The sequence below is a fragment of the Hoylesella timonensis S9-PR14 genome (assembly GCF_000762405.1).
Lineage (GTDB): Bacteria > Bacteroidota > Bacteroidia > Bacteroidales > Bacteroidaceae > Prevotella > Prevotella timonensis_A.
This window is the reverse complement of sequence record NZ_JRPQ01000208.1, coordinates 1-15,515: the sequence shown is the minus strand read 5'-3', so window position 1 is coordinate 15,515 and position 15,515 is coordinate 1. Positions and strand designations below refer to the sequence as shown.

At 40.8% G+C, this 15,515-nt stretch carries 15 protein-coding genes; 8 read left to right on the top strand and 7 right to left on the bottom strand.

Annotated elements, in window-relative coordinates; genetic code table 11:
* A partial coding sequence (locus tag HMPREF9304_RS11755; protein ID WP_036929400.1) for a phage integrase SAM-like domain-containing protein occupies positions 1 to 769 on the bottom strand: 769 nt, incomplete at its 3' end.
* Positions 770 to 1,543: 774 nt separating this feature from the next.
* Here HMPREF9304_RS11755 and HMPREF9304_RS11750 point away from each other — a divergent pair.
* Positions 1,544 to 2,479, top strand: a complete 936-nt coding sequence (locus HMPREF9304_RS11750) for a calcium/sodium antiporter (RefSeq protein ID WP_036929398.1) — start codon at positions 1,544 to 1,546, stop codon at positions 2,477 to 2,479.
* Positions 2,480 to 2,656: 177 nt separating this feature from the next.
* Here HMPREF9304_RS11750 and HMPREF9304_RS11745 read toward each other — a convergent pair whose 3' ends face one another.
* From HMPREF9304_RS11745 to nusB, 5 genes are read right to left on the bottom strand one after another with little or no spacing between them, the layout of a single operon-like run.
* Positions 2,657 to 3,085 carry a DUF5606 family protein gene (locus HMPREF9304_RS11745; protein ID WP_036929397.1) on the bottom strand — a complete coding sequence of 143 codons (429 nt, stop codon included), beginning with the start codon at positions 3,083 to 3,085 and terminating at the stop codon, positions 2,657 to 2,659.
* Between the two features lie 20 nt (positions 3,086 to 3,105).
* Positions 3,106 to 3,690, bottom strand: a complete 585-nt coding sequence (gene coaE / locus HMPREF9304_RS11740; RefSeq protein WP_036929396.1) for a dephospho-CoA kinase — start codon at positions 3,688 to 3,690, stop codon at positions 3,106 to 3,108.
* 21 nt (positions 3,691 to 3,711) lie between these two features.
* On the bottom strand, positions 3,712 to 4,695 hold the full coding sequence (locus tag HMPREF9304_RS11735) for a CdaR family protein (protein WP_008122083.1): 984 nt from the start codon (positions 4,693 to 4,695) through the stop codon (positions 3,712 to 3,714).
* Between the two features lie 8 nt (positions 4,696 to 4,703).
* Complete coding sequence (gene yajC, locus HMPREF9304_RS11730) at positions 4,704 to 5,030, bottom strand: preprotein translocase subunit YajC (RefSeq protein ID WP_008122081.1); 327 nt, start codon at positions 5,028 to 5,030, stop codon at positions 4,704 to 4,706.
* Positions 5,031 to 5,055: 25 nt separating this feature from the next.
* Entirely contained in the window at positions 5,056 to 6,060 is a 1,005-nt protein-coding gene (gene nusB / locus HMPREF9304_RS11725) for a transcription antitermination factor NusB (protein WP_036929395.1), read from the bottom strand.
* A 318-nt stretch (positions 6,061 to 6,378) separates the two neighbouring features.
* Here nusB and HMPREF9304_RS11720 point away from each other — a divergent pair, with 318 nt between their 5' ends.
* Genes HMPREF9304_RS11720 through purN form a run of 4 tightly spaced genes read left to right on the top strand, consistent with a single transcriptional unit; the run spans position 6,379 to position 8,802 of the window.
* Positions 6,379 to 7,029, top strand: coding sequence for a 50S ribosomal protein L25/general stress protein Ctc (locus HMPREF9304_RS11720; RefSeq protein WP_036929393.1), 651 nt, complete (start codon positions 6,379 to 6,381; stop codon positions 7,027 to 7,029).
* Between the two features lie 34 nt (positions 7,030 to 7,063).
* A complete protein-coding gene (pth, locus tag HMPREF9304_RS11715) occupies positions 7,064 to 7,672 on the top strand; it encodes an aminoacyl-tRNA hydrolase (protein WP_036929391.1) in 609 nt (202 codons plus the stop codon).
* 11 nt (positions 7,673 to 7,683) lie between these two features.
* Positions 7,684 to 8,157 carry an RNA-binding S4 domain-containing protein gene (locus HMPREF9304_RS11710; RefSeq protein WP_052046150.1) on the top strand — a complete coding sequence of 158 codons (474 nt, stop codon included), beginning with the start codon at positions 7,684 to 7,686 and terminating at the stop codon, positions 8,155 to 8,157.
* A gap of 33 nt (positions 8,158 to 8,190) precedes the next feature.
* Positions 8,191 to 8,802: a phosphoribosylglycinamide formyltransferase gene (purN, locus tag HMPREF9304_RS11705; RefSeq protein ID WP_052046152.1), complete on the top strand. Its 612-nt coding sequence runs from the start codon at positions 8,191 to 8,193 to the stop codon at positions 8,800 to 8,802.
* A 22-nt stretch (positions 8,803 to 8,824) separates the two neighbouring features.
* On the opposite strand, the gene HMPREF9304_RS11700 is transcribed toward purN, so the two are convergent.
* A complete protein-coding gene (locus HMPREF9304_RS11700) occupies positions 8,825 to 11,773 on the bottom strand; it encodes a TonB-dependent receptor (protein WP_036929389.1) in 2,949 nt (982 codons plus the stop codon).
* Positions 11,774 to 12,008: 235 nt separating this feature from the next.
* Between HMPREF9304_RS11700 and sucC the strand changes: the two genes are divergently transcribed.
* The 3 genes from sucC to HMPREF9304_RS11685 all read left to right on the top strand — a co-directional run bounded on the left by sucC (position 12,009) and on the right by HMPREF9304_RS11685 (position 15,220).
* Positions 12,009 to 13,157: an ADP-forming succinate--CoA ligase subunit beta gene (sucC, locus tag HMPREF9304_RS11695; RefSeq protein WP_008122067.1), complete on the top strand. Its 1,149-nt coding sequence runs from the start codon at positions 12,009 to 12,011 to the stop codon at positions 13,155 to 13,157.
* 30 nt (positions 13,158 to 13,187) lie between these two features.
* Positions 13,188 to 14,054, top strand: coding sequence for a succinate--CoA ligase subunit alpha (sucD, locus tag HMPREF9304_RS11690; RefSeq protein WP_036929387.1), 867 nt, complete (start codon positions 13,188 to 13,190; stop codon positions 14,052 to 14,054).
* A 413-nt stretch (positions 14,055 to 14,467) separates the two neighbouring features.
* Positions 14,468 to 15,220, top strand: a complete 753-nt coding sequence (locus HMPREF9304_RS11685; RefSeq protein WP_231564529.1) for a retropepsin-like aspartic protease — start codon at positions 14,468 to 14,470, stop codon at positions 15,218 to 15,220.
* Positions 15,221 to 15,515: the final 295 nt, after the last annotated feature.

Genomic DNA, 15,515 nt, shown 5'->3' with positions numbered 1-15,515 from the left:
AGGCAAAGAGGAAAATATCCCTTGCCGTTTCCATTTCCTCCTCCAAGTCCTCAAAGTGGAGAGTCTCTAACTTCTCAAATTCCCCTCTGTCAAGAGCTTTGGGGAGTTTCTTGTTACCCTTGCTGATTTTGACTTTGTCGAAAAGCAGGATGTCTGCCAACCCCTCACGGTAAGCCAGCCTGCAAACTGTTTTCAAATGGGTGGCGACATTGTAGAATGAGCTTTCCTGAAATCCACACTCCCCTAAGAAGTACTGCTGAAACTCATGGATGAAGTTCTCAATCAGTTGTGAGAAGGCTAAGTCAGAAACCTTATACTTCTTTTGGATGAACTCCTGCAAGTGGATTCTCGTGGAGTGATAGCTTGCCATTGACTCTTTTCTGAGGTCTATACCGATATGACTTTCTTTCTCTTTTATGAGCATATCAAGTCTTTCGATGAGCATGCACCGCGTCTGCACACTGCCTTGGAACTGTTCCTTCACATCGGTTGCGTCAAATGGGCAACCTCTTGCAAGCAAAGTCTGATAGGCTGACTGAATGGACAGCAGCAAGTTCTCCAACCTACCATTCACTTCCACCGCCTCACGACTTTTTCCGTCCATTCTGCTCTCACGGGGATTCCACAAGTCAGGATTGCAGGAGATCTTGCAACTGCACTGCGCGATGGAACGTCCAATGGTAATGCGTCCCATAATCGGTGCCTTGCCCGACTTGTCCAGACCGCTCTTTTTGAGGTAGAGCAACACCTTCATTTTTTCTGTTTTCATACGCTTTGATGTTTTGTGGCAAAATTACCAATTTCAAAGCGTTCCTCACTTATGCAGAAAACTGCCGACCGCAGCAACAGCCACACGAGCGAAAATAATTCAGTTACCGAATATTACTCCATCGTTACCTATAGCAAAATCGGGTAACGGTTTGGTAACTGAACTTCTGCTTAAATCTGCATATTATTACTCTTTTTGAAAAGAGCACTTCTATGCAAATTATTCCGTTTCCTACTCATTATCAGTCAGTTTACACCAACTTCGATATTTCTTCATTTTCATTGATTAGTTGCGGTTCAATTGTATGTGAATAGTGTGCCAATTCGCATGTAATAGTGGCATTAACTCAATGCTCTAAGAAAAATAGAGGGTTATTTTTGCAAAATAATGTGGTGTTTGATGCTTGTTTCCTCCTTTTCTTTTTCTATTTCATCATTTTTCAATGGCTGTTTTTTTGTTATTTATTTTTACAAAAAGAGGGTGGAGGCGAGGCTTGAATAGTGCGCCATATAGATTGATTTGCATAGTGATTTGTTGTTCGTTTTTCGGTTGGTGATTGATCATGCTGGGCTGTGTTGTTGTATTGTCACACTCGGTTACGATATGTGGGCATGCGCAATAAAACTTAAAAACAATGATTGCCTTCTTAGATTTTTTTGTAAGTTTGCAAGAAGTTAGTGAGGAGTTGAACGAGGTGACGAGTACATAAGTTGACGAGTTCACAAGTTAATAAGTTGACAAGTTGACGAGTTGCCCAATTTATAATTTGAGAAAATGTTATTGAATATTATTTGGATGATCGCAGGCATCGCCTTGGTGTTGTGGGGAGCCGACAGGCTTACCGATGGAGCAGTGGCGATAGCTGAGCGTATGCATATATCACAAATGGTGATAGGACTCACCATTGTAGCAATGGGAACATCGATGCCCGAGTTTTTTGTGAGTTTCATGTCGGCTTTGAAAGATACGCCCGACATGGCAGTGGGTAATGTTGTTGGTTCTAACATCTTCAATACCTTATTGATTGTTGGTTGTGCAGCCTTGGTGACACCCATAATGATACTGCCTGCAACGGTGAAGAAAGACATTCCTTTTGCCATGGTGGCTTCGGTGGCTTTATTGCTCATGTGCTTAGATGGAAACATCTCGCGCATAGATGCTGGGGTGCTGTTAGGGCTGTTTGCAGTCTTTATGTACATCACCTTGAAGGGCGCTAAAGAAAATAAACAATCTATGCAACAGACGTCTGCCAAAGGTGGCAAGCCTTTCATGTCGGTAGTGTGGATTGTTGTGGGGTTGGTGTGCTTGGTGTTTGGTAGTAACTTGTTCGTAGATGCGGCTACCGTTATTGCTCGTCAGTTAGGAGTAAGCGATGCAGTCATTGGTTTGACGATTATTGCAGGAGGCACATCGTTTCCTGAATTGGCAACGAGTGTGGTGTCGGCACGCAAGGGACAGAGTGGCATTGCCATAGGTAACGTGTTAGGCTCGAATGTGTTTAACATCCTCTTGATACTCGGTGTTACGGGTGTGATGAGTCCCATGACACTTCAAGGTATTACTACCGTGGATTTGACGATGTTAGTGGTATCAATGTTGATGTTGTGGTTGTTCTCATTTACCAAATATACGCTTGCACGATGGGAAGGTGCGCTGCTCACAATCGTGTTTATAGGGTATATCAGTTATTTGGTGATGGGGGTGCTGTAGCAAATGGCACCATTGCTCATCGATAGACAAGAATACAATAAAATATAAAATAAGGTAAGAATGAAGTAGCATGACTTGCATTCTTACCTTATGTTTTTGAACATTTTGCCCGTTGATGATAGAACTTTGTGAGTGATGATTTATCAAATCAAAGTTCCATTCGTGCAAGCTTGTGATTTACTTTTCTTCCTCGTCAGACTCTTTGCGAGCGAGCAACTCTTCGAAATTAGTCAGCTCATTTTGTACAAGAATGTCGTACCATTGCAATAGTTTTTTGATGTCGCTATCGTGTACACGGTCCTCATCGAATGAAGGCAATACCTTTGCAAAGTATTCGCGTAGCTCTTTGCCCTTGGCTTTTTTATAATTAAACGATACTGGTTTAGCGTTTTCTATTTCGCCCACACTCTTGAGAACCTTCCATAACTCCACGTCGTCAGCATCGGTGTACATAGCAATGTCTGACAAGCTGGTTACGCGGTCTGATGCGAAAACGGGTATTCTGCGACGTTTGTCATCAAGAGATTCAACGATTAAGTTTGTTTTCCCTCGTGAAACCATTTTATAAAGTCCTGGTTTTCCTGCGATAGAAAGGATAGTTTCCATTGTTGTTTAACGTTTTTGTTTTATATGTGAAAATCTATTTGTTTGAATATGCAATCTATTTGTTGGTCGAGATTGGTATCATCGTCATTGTTAATCGTAAATGTGCTACGCTTCACAAGTTCCTCTTGAGGCCATTGTTTACCAATCCAGTCCATCGCTTGCGCTTCGGTGAGCTGGTCACGTTGCATGACACGCTGCACACGTGTCTGTAAAGGAGCGATGATGCTGATGATGATATCTGGATGAATCAATTGGTCGAAGTGCGCTTCAAAGAGGATAGCGCTCTCAATCCACTTGTAGGGAGAGTGCAGAAAGTCGGTTGCCACGGCAGGATGTACGAGCTGCTGAATGGCTTGTTGATGCTCTTCTGATGCCAACAAGAATTTTGTCACGACAGATTTCTGAAGTTGGTTACCTTGGTAAACGTCAGCACCAATGAGCTTTTTGAGTCCTTCTTGTAAGACTGCATCTTGTTGCATGAGACGCTTGGCAGCAGCATCACAGTCGTAGACTGTTATTCCTCGTTTGGCTAAAAGTTGTGCGACGTAGCTTTTACCCGAGCCAATGCCTCCTGTTATCGCAATAACTTTCTTCTTTTTTCCCATGACTAATCAAGCAAGTTGTTTTTATTGCTGTTCAATGAGGTAATCCACTTCTTTTATTTCCAAACGGGCTTGTCTGACTTCTATAGGGAAAGTGCGCAAGTGCAGTGTACCTTTCTCCGAGGTGTGTTGGCTTAACTCATGATAATCCACCACCACTTGGAACTGGTCTTCGTGAAGCTTTCTGAAGGCGTGGGAACCAATATTGAAGAGTACTCTCACCTTAGAAGGAAAGGTTCTAAGTCTCTTTCCTGGCGGCATATTGATAGCCACAATAGGAACCTCCATGCTCTCTTCGGTCAAGATATCTGGGAATAGTCCTATCTTCACTTTAGCGGGAACTGTTTTTACGCCAATCATTTTGCTGAGATTTACCTCTTCGATAACCGTATCAGCGAAGTTTGTAAAGTGCAACTTCTCTGTTTCGATGTATCTGATGCTGTCCAAAAGATTCTTTTGAGCATAGACAGTCACCTTTTCGGGCCAAAACTTTATCCGAGCGAGATAGTAGTTCTTGGCGGGTAAAATCTTCCCGTCCATTCGTACTGGCACTTGTTTAGAGCGTCCAAAATTGAAATAAAACTTCAGTTGTTCGGGTTTTAGGTTTACAATCTTTGATGAGTTGGAAAGTCGTTGATAGAGGATGTTCTGTACATCTGTCATAGGAACCATTCCTTGCCCCGTCTTGTTGTTGGCATAGGTACTGAAGTTCAAGTTGATAGTTCTAAATCTGTTGCTATTCAGATAGCCTATGAAAGCAAATCCTTTATCGCGCACAGTCATCACGACCGTATCGTTCATCTCGGTTGTAATAATGGTATTCTTCGGCACATTGACTAACCGGATAGGCACACTAATCTCTTTTTCGTATGTCTCATCAAGTGTCATGGATAACCAAAACGCTCCACTGAGCAATAAGAAAAATAAAAATATCAGAAATTCCTTGTTGACTATACTGAACAGGAAATTTCTGATAAGTGAGCTTATACGTTTAATTTCCGAATACATCCGACTTTTTAAGCGTTCGTAGTGGTTTGAGAAGCAGTGTCAGCATACAGGAAATTCTTGTCTACCTGAATGACAACACCGCGTGCTATCTCAACATCAACCTTGTTGGTTGTAAGGTCAATGCGCTTAACAGTTCCATAAATGCCGCCACTCACAATGACTTTAGAGCCTTCTTGAAGCGCATTTTGAAACTTCTTAATTTCTTTTTGTTTTTTCTGTTGTGGACGTATCATGAATACCCACATGATGGCTAACATGGCAACCATAAAAATAAGCATGCCTGATCCGCCTACGCCTCCACCTGCTGCTTGTGCAGCTAATACTAATGTTGTCATATCTGAATAAATAATTTAATGTAATCTATTGAAGTTCGTCATTTGTTTGATTGGACTCAGAGTTTCTTTGAACTCTGTTAGTAGAACGTCGCTGTTTGGGTTCTGGTAAAGCCTTGAGCAGTTTACCCGTGTCTACTAAATAGCGAGCAATAGCGTCTAACATTCCATTGATGTAGCCACCGCTCTTCGGAGTGCTGTACAATTTTGCCAAATTTACATATTCATTGATGGTCACAGAAATGGGAATGTTTGGGAATGTTAGCATTTCGGCAATGGCGATTTGCATGATAACCACATCCATGTATGCTAATCGGGAGAAGTCCCAATTGTGACTCGTTTCGCTCATGTATCGCTGATAAGTGTCTGCATTAAGGATAGTGGCACGGAATAGCTTACGAGCAAATTCACGATCTTCTTCATCTCTGTATTCTGGTAGCAGTTCTTGTTCACTCTTATTCGCAGCATCAAATCTTTTAATCGTTTTAAGAACAAACGTATCTACCACCTCTTTATCATCGTTCCAGTAAAGACTTTTCTCTTCAAGGAGTGCATCGATGTCGCTATTCTCTTGAATAAGTTGCTTGTAGAGCTTGCGCCAAACCTCTCGATCAGCCTCATAAGAATCGTCAGAACTCTCCATATATTCTTGATATATGGACGAGCTTTCTATCTGTGTACACATCTTTCGAATAAATTCGACATCGTTGTCCCAGCTTAATTTTTGCTCCTCAAGAAAGGTATTCAGCATTTTGTTTTCCTCAAGCTGTACAACAAATTTGTTAAAAGCAAACTTTTGTGAAGGAGCTTCTAACCCTTCGCGATTTGCTTTTTGTGTGGCAATTTCAACTCTGTGACGCTCTTCATGCGTTATCGCTACTATCAATTCCAAGAGATAATTATAAAGATCGTATGCCTTCGACAAGCAGAAAAGGAGTTCCTTTTCGGCACTGTCTATATTTTTGTTCCCGTTTTGATAGTATGCGTAGGTTAACTGGACTATCTTTATCCTTATTAGTTCGCGATTAATCATCCTCTAATTAAATTTGTGTTTCAATCGTTATCTCGATTTATTCTTGTTGCAAATGTAGAAATTTTATCCATTATATGCAAGTAAACCAAGCGTATTATGGCGTTTTTTTATAGAAACTTTGCATATTCCAAATAATTCCTGTAACTTTGCACCGCTTTTTTGAGCACATCAGTGACGCCAAGAAGGTTTTGAAGATTTACAAATTGTTGTCTTTTATAAGCCCATAGATAAGTCTTGGTAAGTAGATTTTCTACTTCTCTGTGTGATGGCGAATTAAGGCAGTATTAAATTTATCAACTTAATTTAGAGTAACACATTATGAAAGAGATTAATGTTTCAGGTCAGAAGCGTGAGGACCTTGGAAAGAAAGCTTCAAAACATTTGAGAAAAGAAGGCTTAGTACCTTGCAATCTTTATGGTGAGCAGAAAGAGGATGGTAAGCCAGTAGCATTGGCATTTGCTGCTCCTATGTCTGAACTTCGCAAGATTGTTTACACTCCACACATTTATGTTATCAATCTGAATATTGATGGCGAGCATCATACAGCTATCTTGAAAGAACTTCAGTTCCATCCTGTTACAGATGCTTTGCTACACGTTGACTTTTATGCAGTGAACGATCAGAAGCCTATTACCATTGGTATTCCAGTTAAATTAGTTGGATTGGCACAAGGTGTACGTGATGGTGGACGTATGAACTTGTCTGTTCGTAAAATCAACGTTACTGCTCCTTATCAGCAAATTCCAGAACATCTCGACATTGATGTTACCAAGTTGAAAATCGGTAAGAGTATTAAAGTGGGTCAATTGAGTTTTGACGGATTGACGATGGCTACATCTAAGGATGTTGTTGTATGCTCAATTAAGATGACACGTTCGGCTACTGCTTCAAGTGATACTTCTGATGAAGCAGAGGAAGAGGGTGGAGAAGAGCCTGCAGCTGAAGGAGAAGAAAAGGCAGAGGCTTAATATTGATGCCAATTGATATAATGAATTAGATTCAATGAATAAATACTTGATTTGTGGATTGGGTAATCCTGGCAGCGAATATGCCGATACCAGACACAATACAGGATTCATAGTATTGGACGCTTTAGCTAAAGCGTCCAATATTGTTTTTGAGGATAAGCGTTATGGCTATGTCGCAGAGACCTCAATAAAAGGACGGAAAGTCATTTTATTGAAACCGACTACCTTTATGAACCTCAGTGGCAATGCCGTTCGTTATTGGTTAAACAAGGAAAATATAGAGCAACATAATCTCCTTGTTATCTCTGATGACATCTCGATTCCATTAGGTGAATTTAGATTAAAGGCAAGTGGTAGTAACGGTGGTCATAACGGATTAGGGCATATTCAACAACTTATTGGTCAAAATTATCCACGACTTCGTATGGGAATAGGGAGTGATTTTCAGCGTGGAGGACAAGTGGATTGGGTGTTAGGACGCTTTTCAAGTGAAGAAGAGAAGATACTCCAACCAACCATTGATATTGCGCTTGAACTGATAAAAAGTTTTGTTTTGGCAGGTATCAACATCACCATGAACCAATTTAACCAGTTGGGAAAGCATACATCGTCCTCAAAATCTCCCATTGAAAAAACGGATTAACGACATTTCAAATGACAGAAAATGCAGCTAAGGCATCGACTTTGCGAGTAAAGGATACTGGATCGGCACGCATTGATAAATGGTTATGGGCGGCACGGATATTCAAATCGCGCTCTATTGCTGTTGATGCGTGCAAGAATAATCGCGTTACAATTAATGATGTGAATGTGAAACCAAGTCATATCATCAAGCCCGGTGTGCAAATTGATGTGAGAAAACCACCCGTTGTTTATTCTTTCAAGGTGCTTAAGACCATAGAACAACGCGTGGGGGCTAAATTCATTCCAGAGATTTATGAGAATGTTACCGATCCAAAACAATATGAATTGTTGGAAATGAGTCGTATTAGCGGTTTTGTAAATCGTGCTCGAGGCACAGGAAGACCCACGAAAAAGGATCGTCGAAAGATGGATGAATTCATCGAACCTGCTCTCTTTGGATTTGGAGATATCGATGATTGGGATCATGAAGATGATGATGAATAACCTGTTGTTTATTTTCTTTTAATGAATAAAAATATGAAATCTACCTCGTCCTTAAATGCTCTACATGCTCGACCTCATCGAGTTGCTATTTTTGTTTCCGGTAATGGCACCAATTGTGAAAATATTATTCGATACTTTGCTCAATCGACGACCATTCAAATTTCGCTGGTTTTGAGTAACAAAAGCGATGCTTATGCCTTGACGCGAGCCAAACGTTTAGGCGTTCCTACTATCATTGTGCCCAAAAAGGACTTCAATGACGCTTCCATATTATTACCTATTCTTCAAAGTAATGATATTGATTTTATCGTATTAGCAGGATTTTTATTGATGATTCCCAATTTTCTTATAGCCGCTTTCCCTAAGCGTATGATTAATATTCATCCAGCTCTTTTACCTAAATTCGGCGGGAAAGGAATGTATGGACATCATGTTCACGAAGCCGTAAAGGCTGCTGGAGAAACAGAAACAGGCTTTACTGTACACTGGGTTAGCGATGTTTGTGATGGTGGAGAAATCATTGCACAGTATCGAACTCCATTAGATTCAACGGATAACGTTGAAGACATTGCCGAAAAAGAGCATCAGTTGGAAATGAAATACTTCCCATCGGTGATTGAAAAGGTGATTACTGAAGCCTTTTAATGCTTTGGTATTTCACCCTTTATCAATATCTTCCTCTATTCCAGTGTCCTCTTCTTTGGTCTCTCCAACTTCCTCTTCCATGCTGTAGTCCGCCATGTCGGAGTTCGTTCCGATTCATTTCTTGGCGTGCTTGTTTGCCTCCAAACAAGTTCAGACGGTAGATGACGTGCAACATGGCATAACTGTTAATGCTGTTGTATTCCGTATCACTGCGACGAATGGCATCAACGGAGCGTGTAAAGTTGCTCTGATTGTTCAGCATATCATAGAATTGGAGGGATAAAATCAGGTTGCGTTTCTTCAAGAAACTATGTGATATTTGAGCATTCCATACGAGTTCGTTTGTATTAAGTGACTGGTCGTTATATCCTCTTCTACTATTTTGATGAATATCTGTCGACAAGTTGGTTCCCCAAGGAGCGGTTATGTTCACATTGAGTCCATACGAATATCTCCACGTATCTAAGTTGTTCCTACTTTGAAGTTGATTCCTTGTGTGGTCGTAGTTAACCATTCCATCGAGTTCTACCTCTAACCAGTCATTGCGAAAGCTCATGGCGAGTCTTTCTGTCAAGCCTAATGTGCGCGTCGTGTTTTTCTCAGAATCGGCTTTGTTGTTCAAGCTAAGGTAGCCCACTCGGTTATTATATCTTACTTGTGTCCATGTGTTGATGTTCCAAATACCTGTGGTGTCTATGGAACGATTGTACATCAGTCCACCATTGATATTCCAATTTCCATTGATATTCTCAGGTCTTACGGTTCGTCCGCCTGTGGTTTCATCATACGTCACTTTGCTACTGATACTATTGCTCGTGGTTTGATAGTTCAAAAAGGTCATGACACTTTGTTGATACTTTTTGATATAATTGTTGTAGGTTGCTCGAAGGTTATTGGTGAAAGACGGTTTCAGTCCTGGATTTCCTTTCGTAATGTTCAACGGATCACTATCATCTGTAATGTCCAACATGTCAGTCATAGCTGGTTGTGACGTATAACCTCGATAATCTACCTTTAAGTTACTCACCTTGGAGAATCGATATCTAAATCCCAAGGTTGGTGTTAAATTGTTGACAGTACGTGTGGTATCGGCGTTGATGCTTTGATAATGTTGTATGAAATGTGATTTTTGGGGCTGTAACATCATACCTACATTGAAGTGATATTTTTCCCGAATCATTCTGAACATCAACTCCAAATCATGAGTGTAGTTTTGATATTCAGAAAATCTGCTTAACTCTCTATTCTCGTAGGTTTCGTATGGCTTTTCAAGTCTGCTTAAGTAGCTGTCCCAGTTGCGATACGTGGGTGTGATGTCTTGAAAGAACGACTCGCCTAAGTTACTGAAGTCATACGTCGATCGGTCGCTTTTGTAATAGCTATAGTTGAATTTATAACTCAATTGTAAGAACGTTGCCTTCCACAGAGGTTCACTGTAAGTCGCTTGCAAACTGTAATTCCAATTCTTGGTAGGTGTGAGATTGTACCGATTGGTTTGATAAGTGGAATCGTTTCCCTGTGCATCTTTTATTTTATAAAGGTGTACATTGTTCGTCGACAAGTTCGTATTGTCATTTTCTGTGTAATAGGCATCGGCGCGAAGGGTTGCATTTCTGCCTTTCTGATCAAACTTCCGATTGATTTGCAAGGCGCCTCCTAACTGTTTGTTCTTTCCATAATTCACAGCTTGAAGGCGACGCTTGTTGACGACTAAGTTTTTCTCAGCCAACTCGTCCAATGATTCCAGCGCAAGTGGGTCGGTTACATACAAGTACGGATCGTCTTGAAACGAAGCCGAATTTCTCCAACTTCTACCGTCGTTCTCCGTGTAACTCAGTCTTGGTCTAAACATGATGTTAGTCATGGTGTCAGGCATCCACTCTAATCTCATATTTGCGTTCCAACTATTTCTGCGGTTATAGCTCTGGTTGATGTTGTTGGAGAAAGCTCCTGTTTTACTAACAAAGTTTTCTATTGATGTGCGGGTGGCAACGTCATCATCTGAATGATTCCAACGAATGCTTCCATTTAATTTCAATTTTTCTTTTTCTTCATAATTGATGTTGAAGCCTGTCATTTTCCGCGCATTAAGCCCATTCCTGTTTCTTCCAAATCCTCCACCACGACCGCCAAAGCCCATATCGTTTGAATTGTTTGCATTACCAAATCCCATGATGCGCAGATTGGCTTTGAAATAAGCAGCCATGAGACGTTCCGCATAGCGATTTTTTGTGCCTAATGCCAAATCTACATTACTCATCCAACCTTTGTTAGCTCCCTTTTTCAATCCAAAATCCAGTACTGTTTGTTCGTTACCGTCATCAATCCCTGTCACTCTGGACAAATCACTCTTCTCGTCGAAAGTCCTTATTTGCTCTATGACGCTGGTTGGAAGATTCTTCATTGCCGTTTTTGTGTCGCCCGTCATGAATTCTTTTCCGTCGACTAAAATCTTTTTTACCTCTTTTCCGTTGATGGTAATCTTCCCATCATCATCCACTTGTGCACCGGGAATGCGCTTTACTAATTCTTCTGCAACCGCTCCGTCGGGTGTCCGATAAGCAGAAGCATTATAGATAAATGTGTCCTCCTTCACCACAACTTTCATGGCTTGCCCTGTAATTGTGGCTCCTTTTAACAAGACTGCATCTGTTTGCATGTTGATAATTCCTAAGTCAAGGTTCTTGTCTTGCGACAAATGGAAATTCTTAAAGAGGACTTTGTGACCGACACTCGATATCTTCAGGATATATTTACCGTTTTTGGGTACGGTTAATATAAATTTCCCTTGCTCGTTTGACAGTGTTCCGATGACAAAAGTACTATCCAATTTTAATAATTGAATAGTCGTTTGTGTCATCGGATTTCCCGTATCTTTATCCTTGAGGGTTCCTGTAACCTTTCGTTTTTGACCTATTGCAGCAATGGAAGTAATGAATAATATCAATAATAAAAATAGCGTTCGTTTCATCAGTGTAACTTCAAAAAAATAATTGATGCGTTATGTTCTTTTGATGTATTTCTCATCGAAAGGTTTAATCTTGTTTCAAAAATCAATTCTTGGGCTGACTGATGATAAGCTATCTTAACCCAATTGCAATTGAAATATAAAAATGTTTGATTATTTTGATTTTTTTTGTGTCCCTTAGAAAATATATTTATATTTGCAAAGTTAACAAAACTATTTACTAACAAAACAAATTGCCATGAAGGTTCATGAATATCAGGCGAAAGCCTTGTTCGCACAGTACCATTTGCCAGTAGACAAGAGTGTATTGTGTCGGACGGTCGATGAGGCCGTATCAGCTTACCAATCCTTAGGGTCAGAGCGTGCAGTTGTAAAGGCACAAGTGCATACAGGTGGTCGTGGAAAGGCTGGCGGCGTGAAGGTTGCTAAAGGAGAAGAACAACTGAAAGAATATGCTTCTCAGATTTTAGGTATGGATATCAAAGGCTTTACCGTCGATCGTATCTTGGTAGGCGAGGCTATTGATATTGCGTCAGAGTATTATGTAAGTATTGTCATCGACCGAAAAGTAAAGTCTGCCATTCTGATGTTAAGTCGTGAGGGTGGTATGGACATCGAATCGGTTGCTAAAAATACCCCCGAAAAAATTCATAAGATACCTATTGATCCGCTCATTGGTATGCCCGATTACTTGGCAAGAGAAGCTGCTTTTTGTCTTTTCGATGACAAAGCGTTAGTGAAACAAGCCGTTCCAGTTTTCCAAAATCTGTACCGTCTCTTCAAAGAGAAAGACGCTTCGTTGGCAGAAATCAATCCATTAGTAGTGACCAAGAGTGGAGAGGTGAAGGCGATTGATGCCAAGATGACTTTCGATAACAATGCCTTGTATCGTCATCCTGATGTTTTCGAGCTCTTTGAGCCAACGGCAGAAGAGCGCAAGGAGCAGGATGCTAAAGACAAAGGATTTAGTTATGTCAACCTTGGTGGTGAGATTGGGTGCATGGTGAACGGTGCCGGATTGGCAATGGCAACCATGGATATGATTAAGCTGTATGGCGGCAACCCTGCCAATTTCTTGGATATTGGCGGTAGTTCTAATCCTACGAAGATTGTCGAGGCGATGAAACTGTTGCTCAGTGACAGTCATGTACGGGTGGTTCTCATCAATATCTTTGGTGGTATCACGCGTTGCGACGACGTAGCCAAGGGATTAATCGAGGCGTTTAAGATGCTCGATACTGACATGCCAATCGTCATCCGACTCACTGGTACCAATGAAGCGGAGGGTCGCGAGCTGTTGAAAGGAACCAAATTCCATGTGGCTAAGACCATGAGCGAGGCTGGTAAAAAAGCTGTAGAGTTGGCTCAACAGTGCATGAACAAATAAGATATCTAACCATGTTAAATCTATAAAGCGATGAGTATATTAATTAATCACAATACAAAGTTAATTGTCCAAGGAATTACGGGACGCGATGGCAGTTTCCATGCCACGAAAATGAAGGAGTACGGAACCAATGTGGTAGGTGGAACTTCGCCTGGCAAGGCTGGACAAGAGGTTGCAGGGATTCCTGTTTTTAATACGGTAAAAGACGCAGTGAAAGCTACGGGTGCCAACACTTCGGTGATTTTTGTGCCAGCAGCTTTTGCCAAAGATGCCATGCTCGAAGCTGCCGATGCCGGCATTCAGTTGATTATTTGTATTACAGAGGGCGTGCCAACGCTTGATGTTGTTGAGGCTTATCGTTACATCTCCGACAAAGGAGCCAAGTTGATAGGTCCTAACTGCCCGGGATTGATTTCTCCTGAAGAAAGTATGGTGGGCATTATGCCAACCAATATCTTTAAGAAGGGACACACGGGTGTAATTAGTCGTAGTGGAACATTGACCTATCAGGTGGTTGCCGACCTCACTGCTGCCGGCTTTGGACAGTCTACCGCAGTAGGTGTAGGTGGTGATCCTATCGTTGGTTTGTATTTCCAAGACTTGTTGGAGATGTTCCAAAACGACCCAGAGACAGACAGTATCGCCCTTATTGGTGAGATTGGTGGCGACGCAGAAGAGCGTGCAGCCGACTATATCAAGCAACATGTGACCAAACCAGTGGTGGCTTTCATCTCTGGGCGCGAAGCTCCGAAGGGCAAACAAATGGGACATGCGGGTGCCATTATTTCCAGTGGTTCGGGAACGGCAGCCGAAAAGATTGCTGCCTTTGAAGCCGCAGGCGTGCCAGTGGCTCGCGAAACCTGCGAAATCCCTGCCTTGTTGAAAGAGCGCATGTAACAGCTGTCAATATCAGAGAGCGAGTTTGATAAGATGATGTATCACACATGTCTTTCCTACTTATTCCTGATATTGAGATTCAAACATAAAGGTAAGCCCCTTATAGCATGTAGATAACACTTTTATTTACATACTATAAGGGGCTTTATGCAATGGGTCAATAGGGATAGGAGCGTGGGAGAGCATCTCTCCTAACATACTTAACAGTTTTTGCTGTTTGTTCTATGTTACCTGTCAATAAATGATTAACTTTGTTATCGAAATTTGTATTCTCAAAATCATCATCATTATATTATTATCAATCTAATTATTTTATCGATATGAAATCTCGGTTCCTGTTTATTTGTAGCATGCTTGTGATATTCACGCTTAATTTATATGCTCAAAATTCATTACTCCTTAAAGGAGACTTCATGTACACTAATGTCACTGTATCACATAATGGGAACTCTCGAAGTGTTTCAGCCTTAATAGATACTGGTGCTTCTGTCTGTCTTATAGATTCTACTTATGCAGTTGATTCCTGCCATGTCGTAGTAACAGGGAGTAATGCTACTATCGGGAACACTGCAGGCAAGCGCATCAAATCTTTCGATTTTAATATAGACTCTGTTTCTATTGCTGGCATTTCATATCCTAAGGTGCGATGTTTTGTGGTTGATTTAGCTGGTAAATTTCTACATCTTGCGCCCAAATTTATCTTGGGAGGAGATTTCTTAAAGAAGGAAATTTGGTGTTTCGATCTAAATACTCGTATGATGAAGCGTAGCGATGTTCCTAAAAAAGGAAGTTCAATACGCATTAAATGGAAAAATCATGACGACTATAGAGATGTCGGTTTGAATTCTATATACTTTAAGGGTAAGATAGAAGGGAAGAAGACCCGTATCTTTTTTGATACAGGTAGTTGGAGCAATAACCTTCCCAAAACTTTTGGAATAAAAGCTACAAGAGAAATAGAAAAGGAGAGAGGAGATATTGCCCATAAACTAAAGATGAAGAAGTGTGGGCTATGCGAAGGAGTAAGTATGGAATTATCTCAAAATAGATACTTACTTGATTTTATTTTGACTAATGATCAAGAACCTCGTGTGAATGCGTCTTTCTTATTTGGAAAATCTTTCATTTTAGACTATTCACATAAAACGCTTCACATATTAAGATGATATACTCATCTTTCCTCATCATATGATAGAAGTGGTACACGGTTCTTCCCTTTAAGAAAGGTTGTTGATTGTAAAAAGAATCTTTTCCTTTTGTTTCAACAATCAATCTAACTCGAAAGACGAATCGTGTGGTTTGAGTTCTTTGTTTATCTCATTTGCTTCATTGAGTGTAACAACAATTACGCTTCAATGAAAGAGGAAAGTCTTTTTTCCCTTGCCATATTTTGGTAAAGAAAATCATTGTTTTTGTCCTATTATTTTACCAAAAAACGACCATCTAAAATCTTCAAAATAG

Coding starts and splice junctions, on each gene's coding strand:
- HMPREF9304_RS11750 (WP_036929398.1), top strand. CDS start 1,544: ATGTTATTGAATATTATTTGGATGATCGCAGGCATCGCCTTGGTGTTG.
- HMPREF9304_RS11745 (WP_036929397.1), bottom strand. CDS start 3,085: ATGGAAACTATCCTTTCTATCGCAGGAAAACCAGGACTTTATAAAATG.
- coaE (WP_036929396.1), bottom strand. CDS start 3,690: ATGGGAAAAAAGAAGAAAGTTATTGCGATAACAGGAGGCATTGGCTCG.
- HMPREF9304_RS11735 (WP_008122083.1), bottom strand. CDS start 4,695: ATGTATTCGGAAATTAAACGTATAAGCTCACTTATCAGAAATTTCCTG.
- yajC (WP_008122081.1), bottom strand. CDS start 5,030: ATGACAACATTAGTATTAGCTGCACAAGCAGCAGGTGGAGGCGTAGGC.
- nusB (WP_036929395.1), bottom strand. CDS start 6,060: ATGATTAATCGCGAACTAATAAGGATAAAGATAGTCCAGTTAACCTAC.
- HMPREF9304_RS11720 (WP_036929393.1), top strand. CDS start 6,379: ATGAAAGAGATTAATGTTTCAGGTCAGAAGCGTGAGGACCTTGGAAAG.
- pth (WP_036929391.1), top strand. CDS start 7,064: ATGAATAAATACTTGATTTGTGGATTGGGTAATCCTGGCAGCGAATAT.
- HMPREF9304_RS11710 (WP_052046150.1), top strand. CDS start 7,684: ATGACAGAAAATGCAGCTAAGGCATCGACTTTGCGAGTAAAGGATACT.
- purN (WP_052046152.1), top strand. CDS start 8,191: ATGAAATCTACCTCGTCCTTAAATGCTCTACATGCTCGACCTCATCGA.
- HMPREF9304_RS11700 (WP_036929389.1), bottom strand. CDS start 11,773: ATGAAACGAACGCTATTTTTATTATTGATATTATTCATTACTTCCATT.
- sucC (WP_008122067.1), top strand. CDS start 12,009: ATGAAGGTTCATGAATATCAGGCGAAAGCCTTGTTCGCACAGTACCAT.
- sucD (WP_036929387.1), top strand. CDS start 13,188: ATGAGTATATTAATTAATCACAATACAAAGTTAATTGTCCAAGGAATT.
- HMPREF9304_RS11685 (WP_231564529.1), top strand. CDS start 14,468: ATGTACACTAATGTCACTGTATCACATAATGGGAACTCTCGAAGTGTT.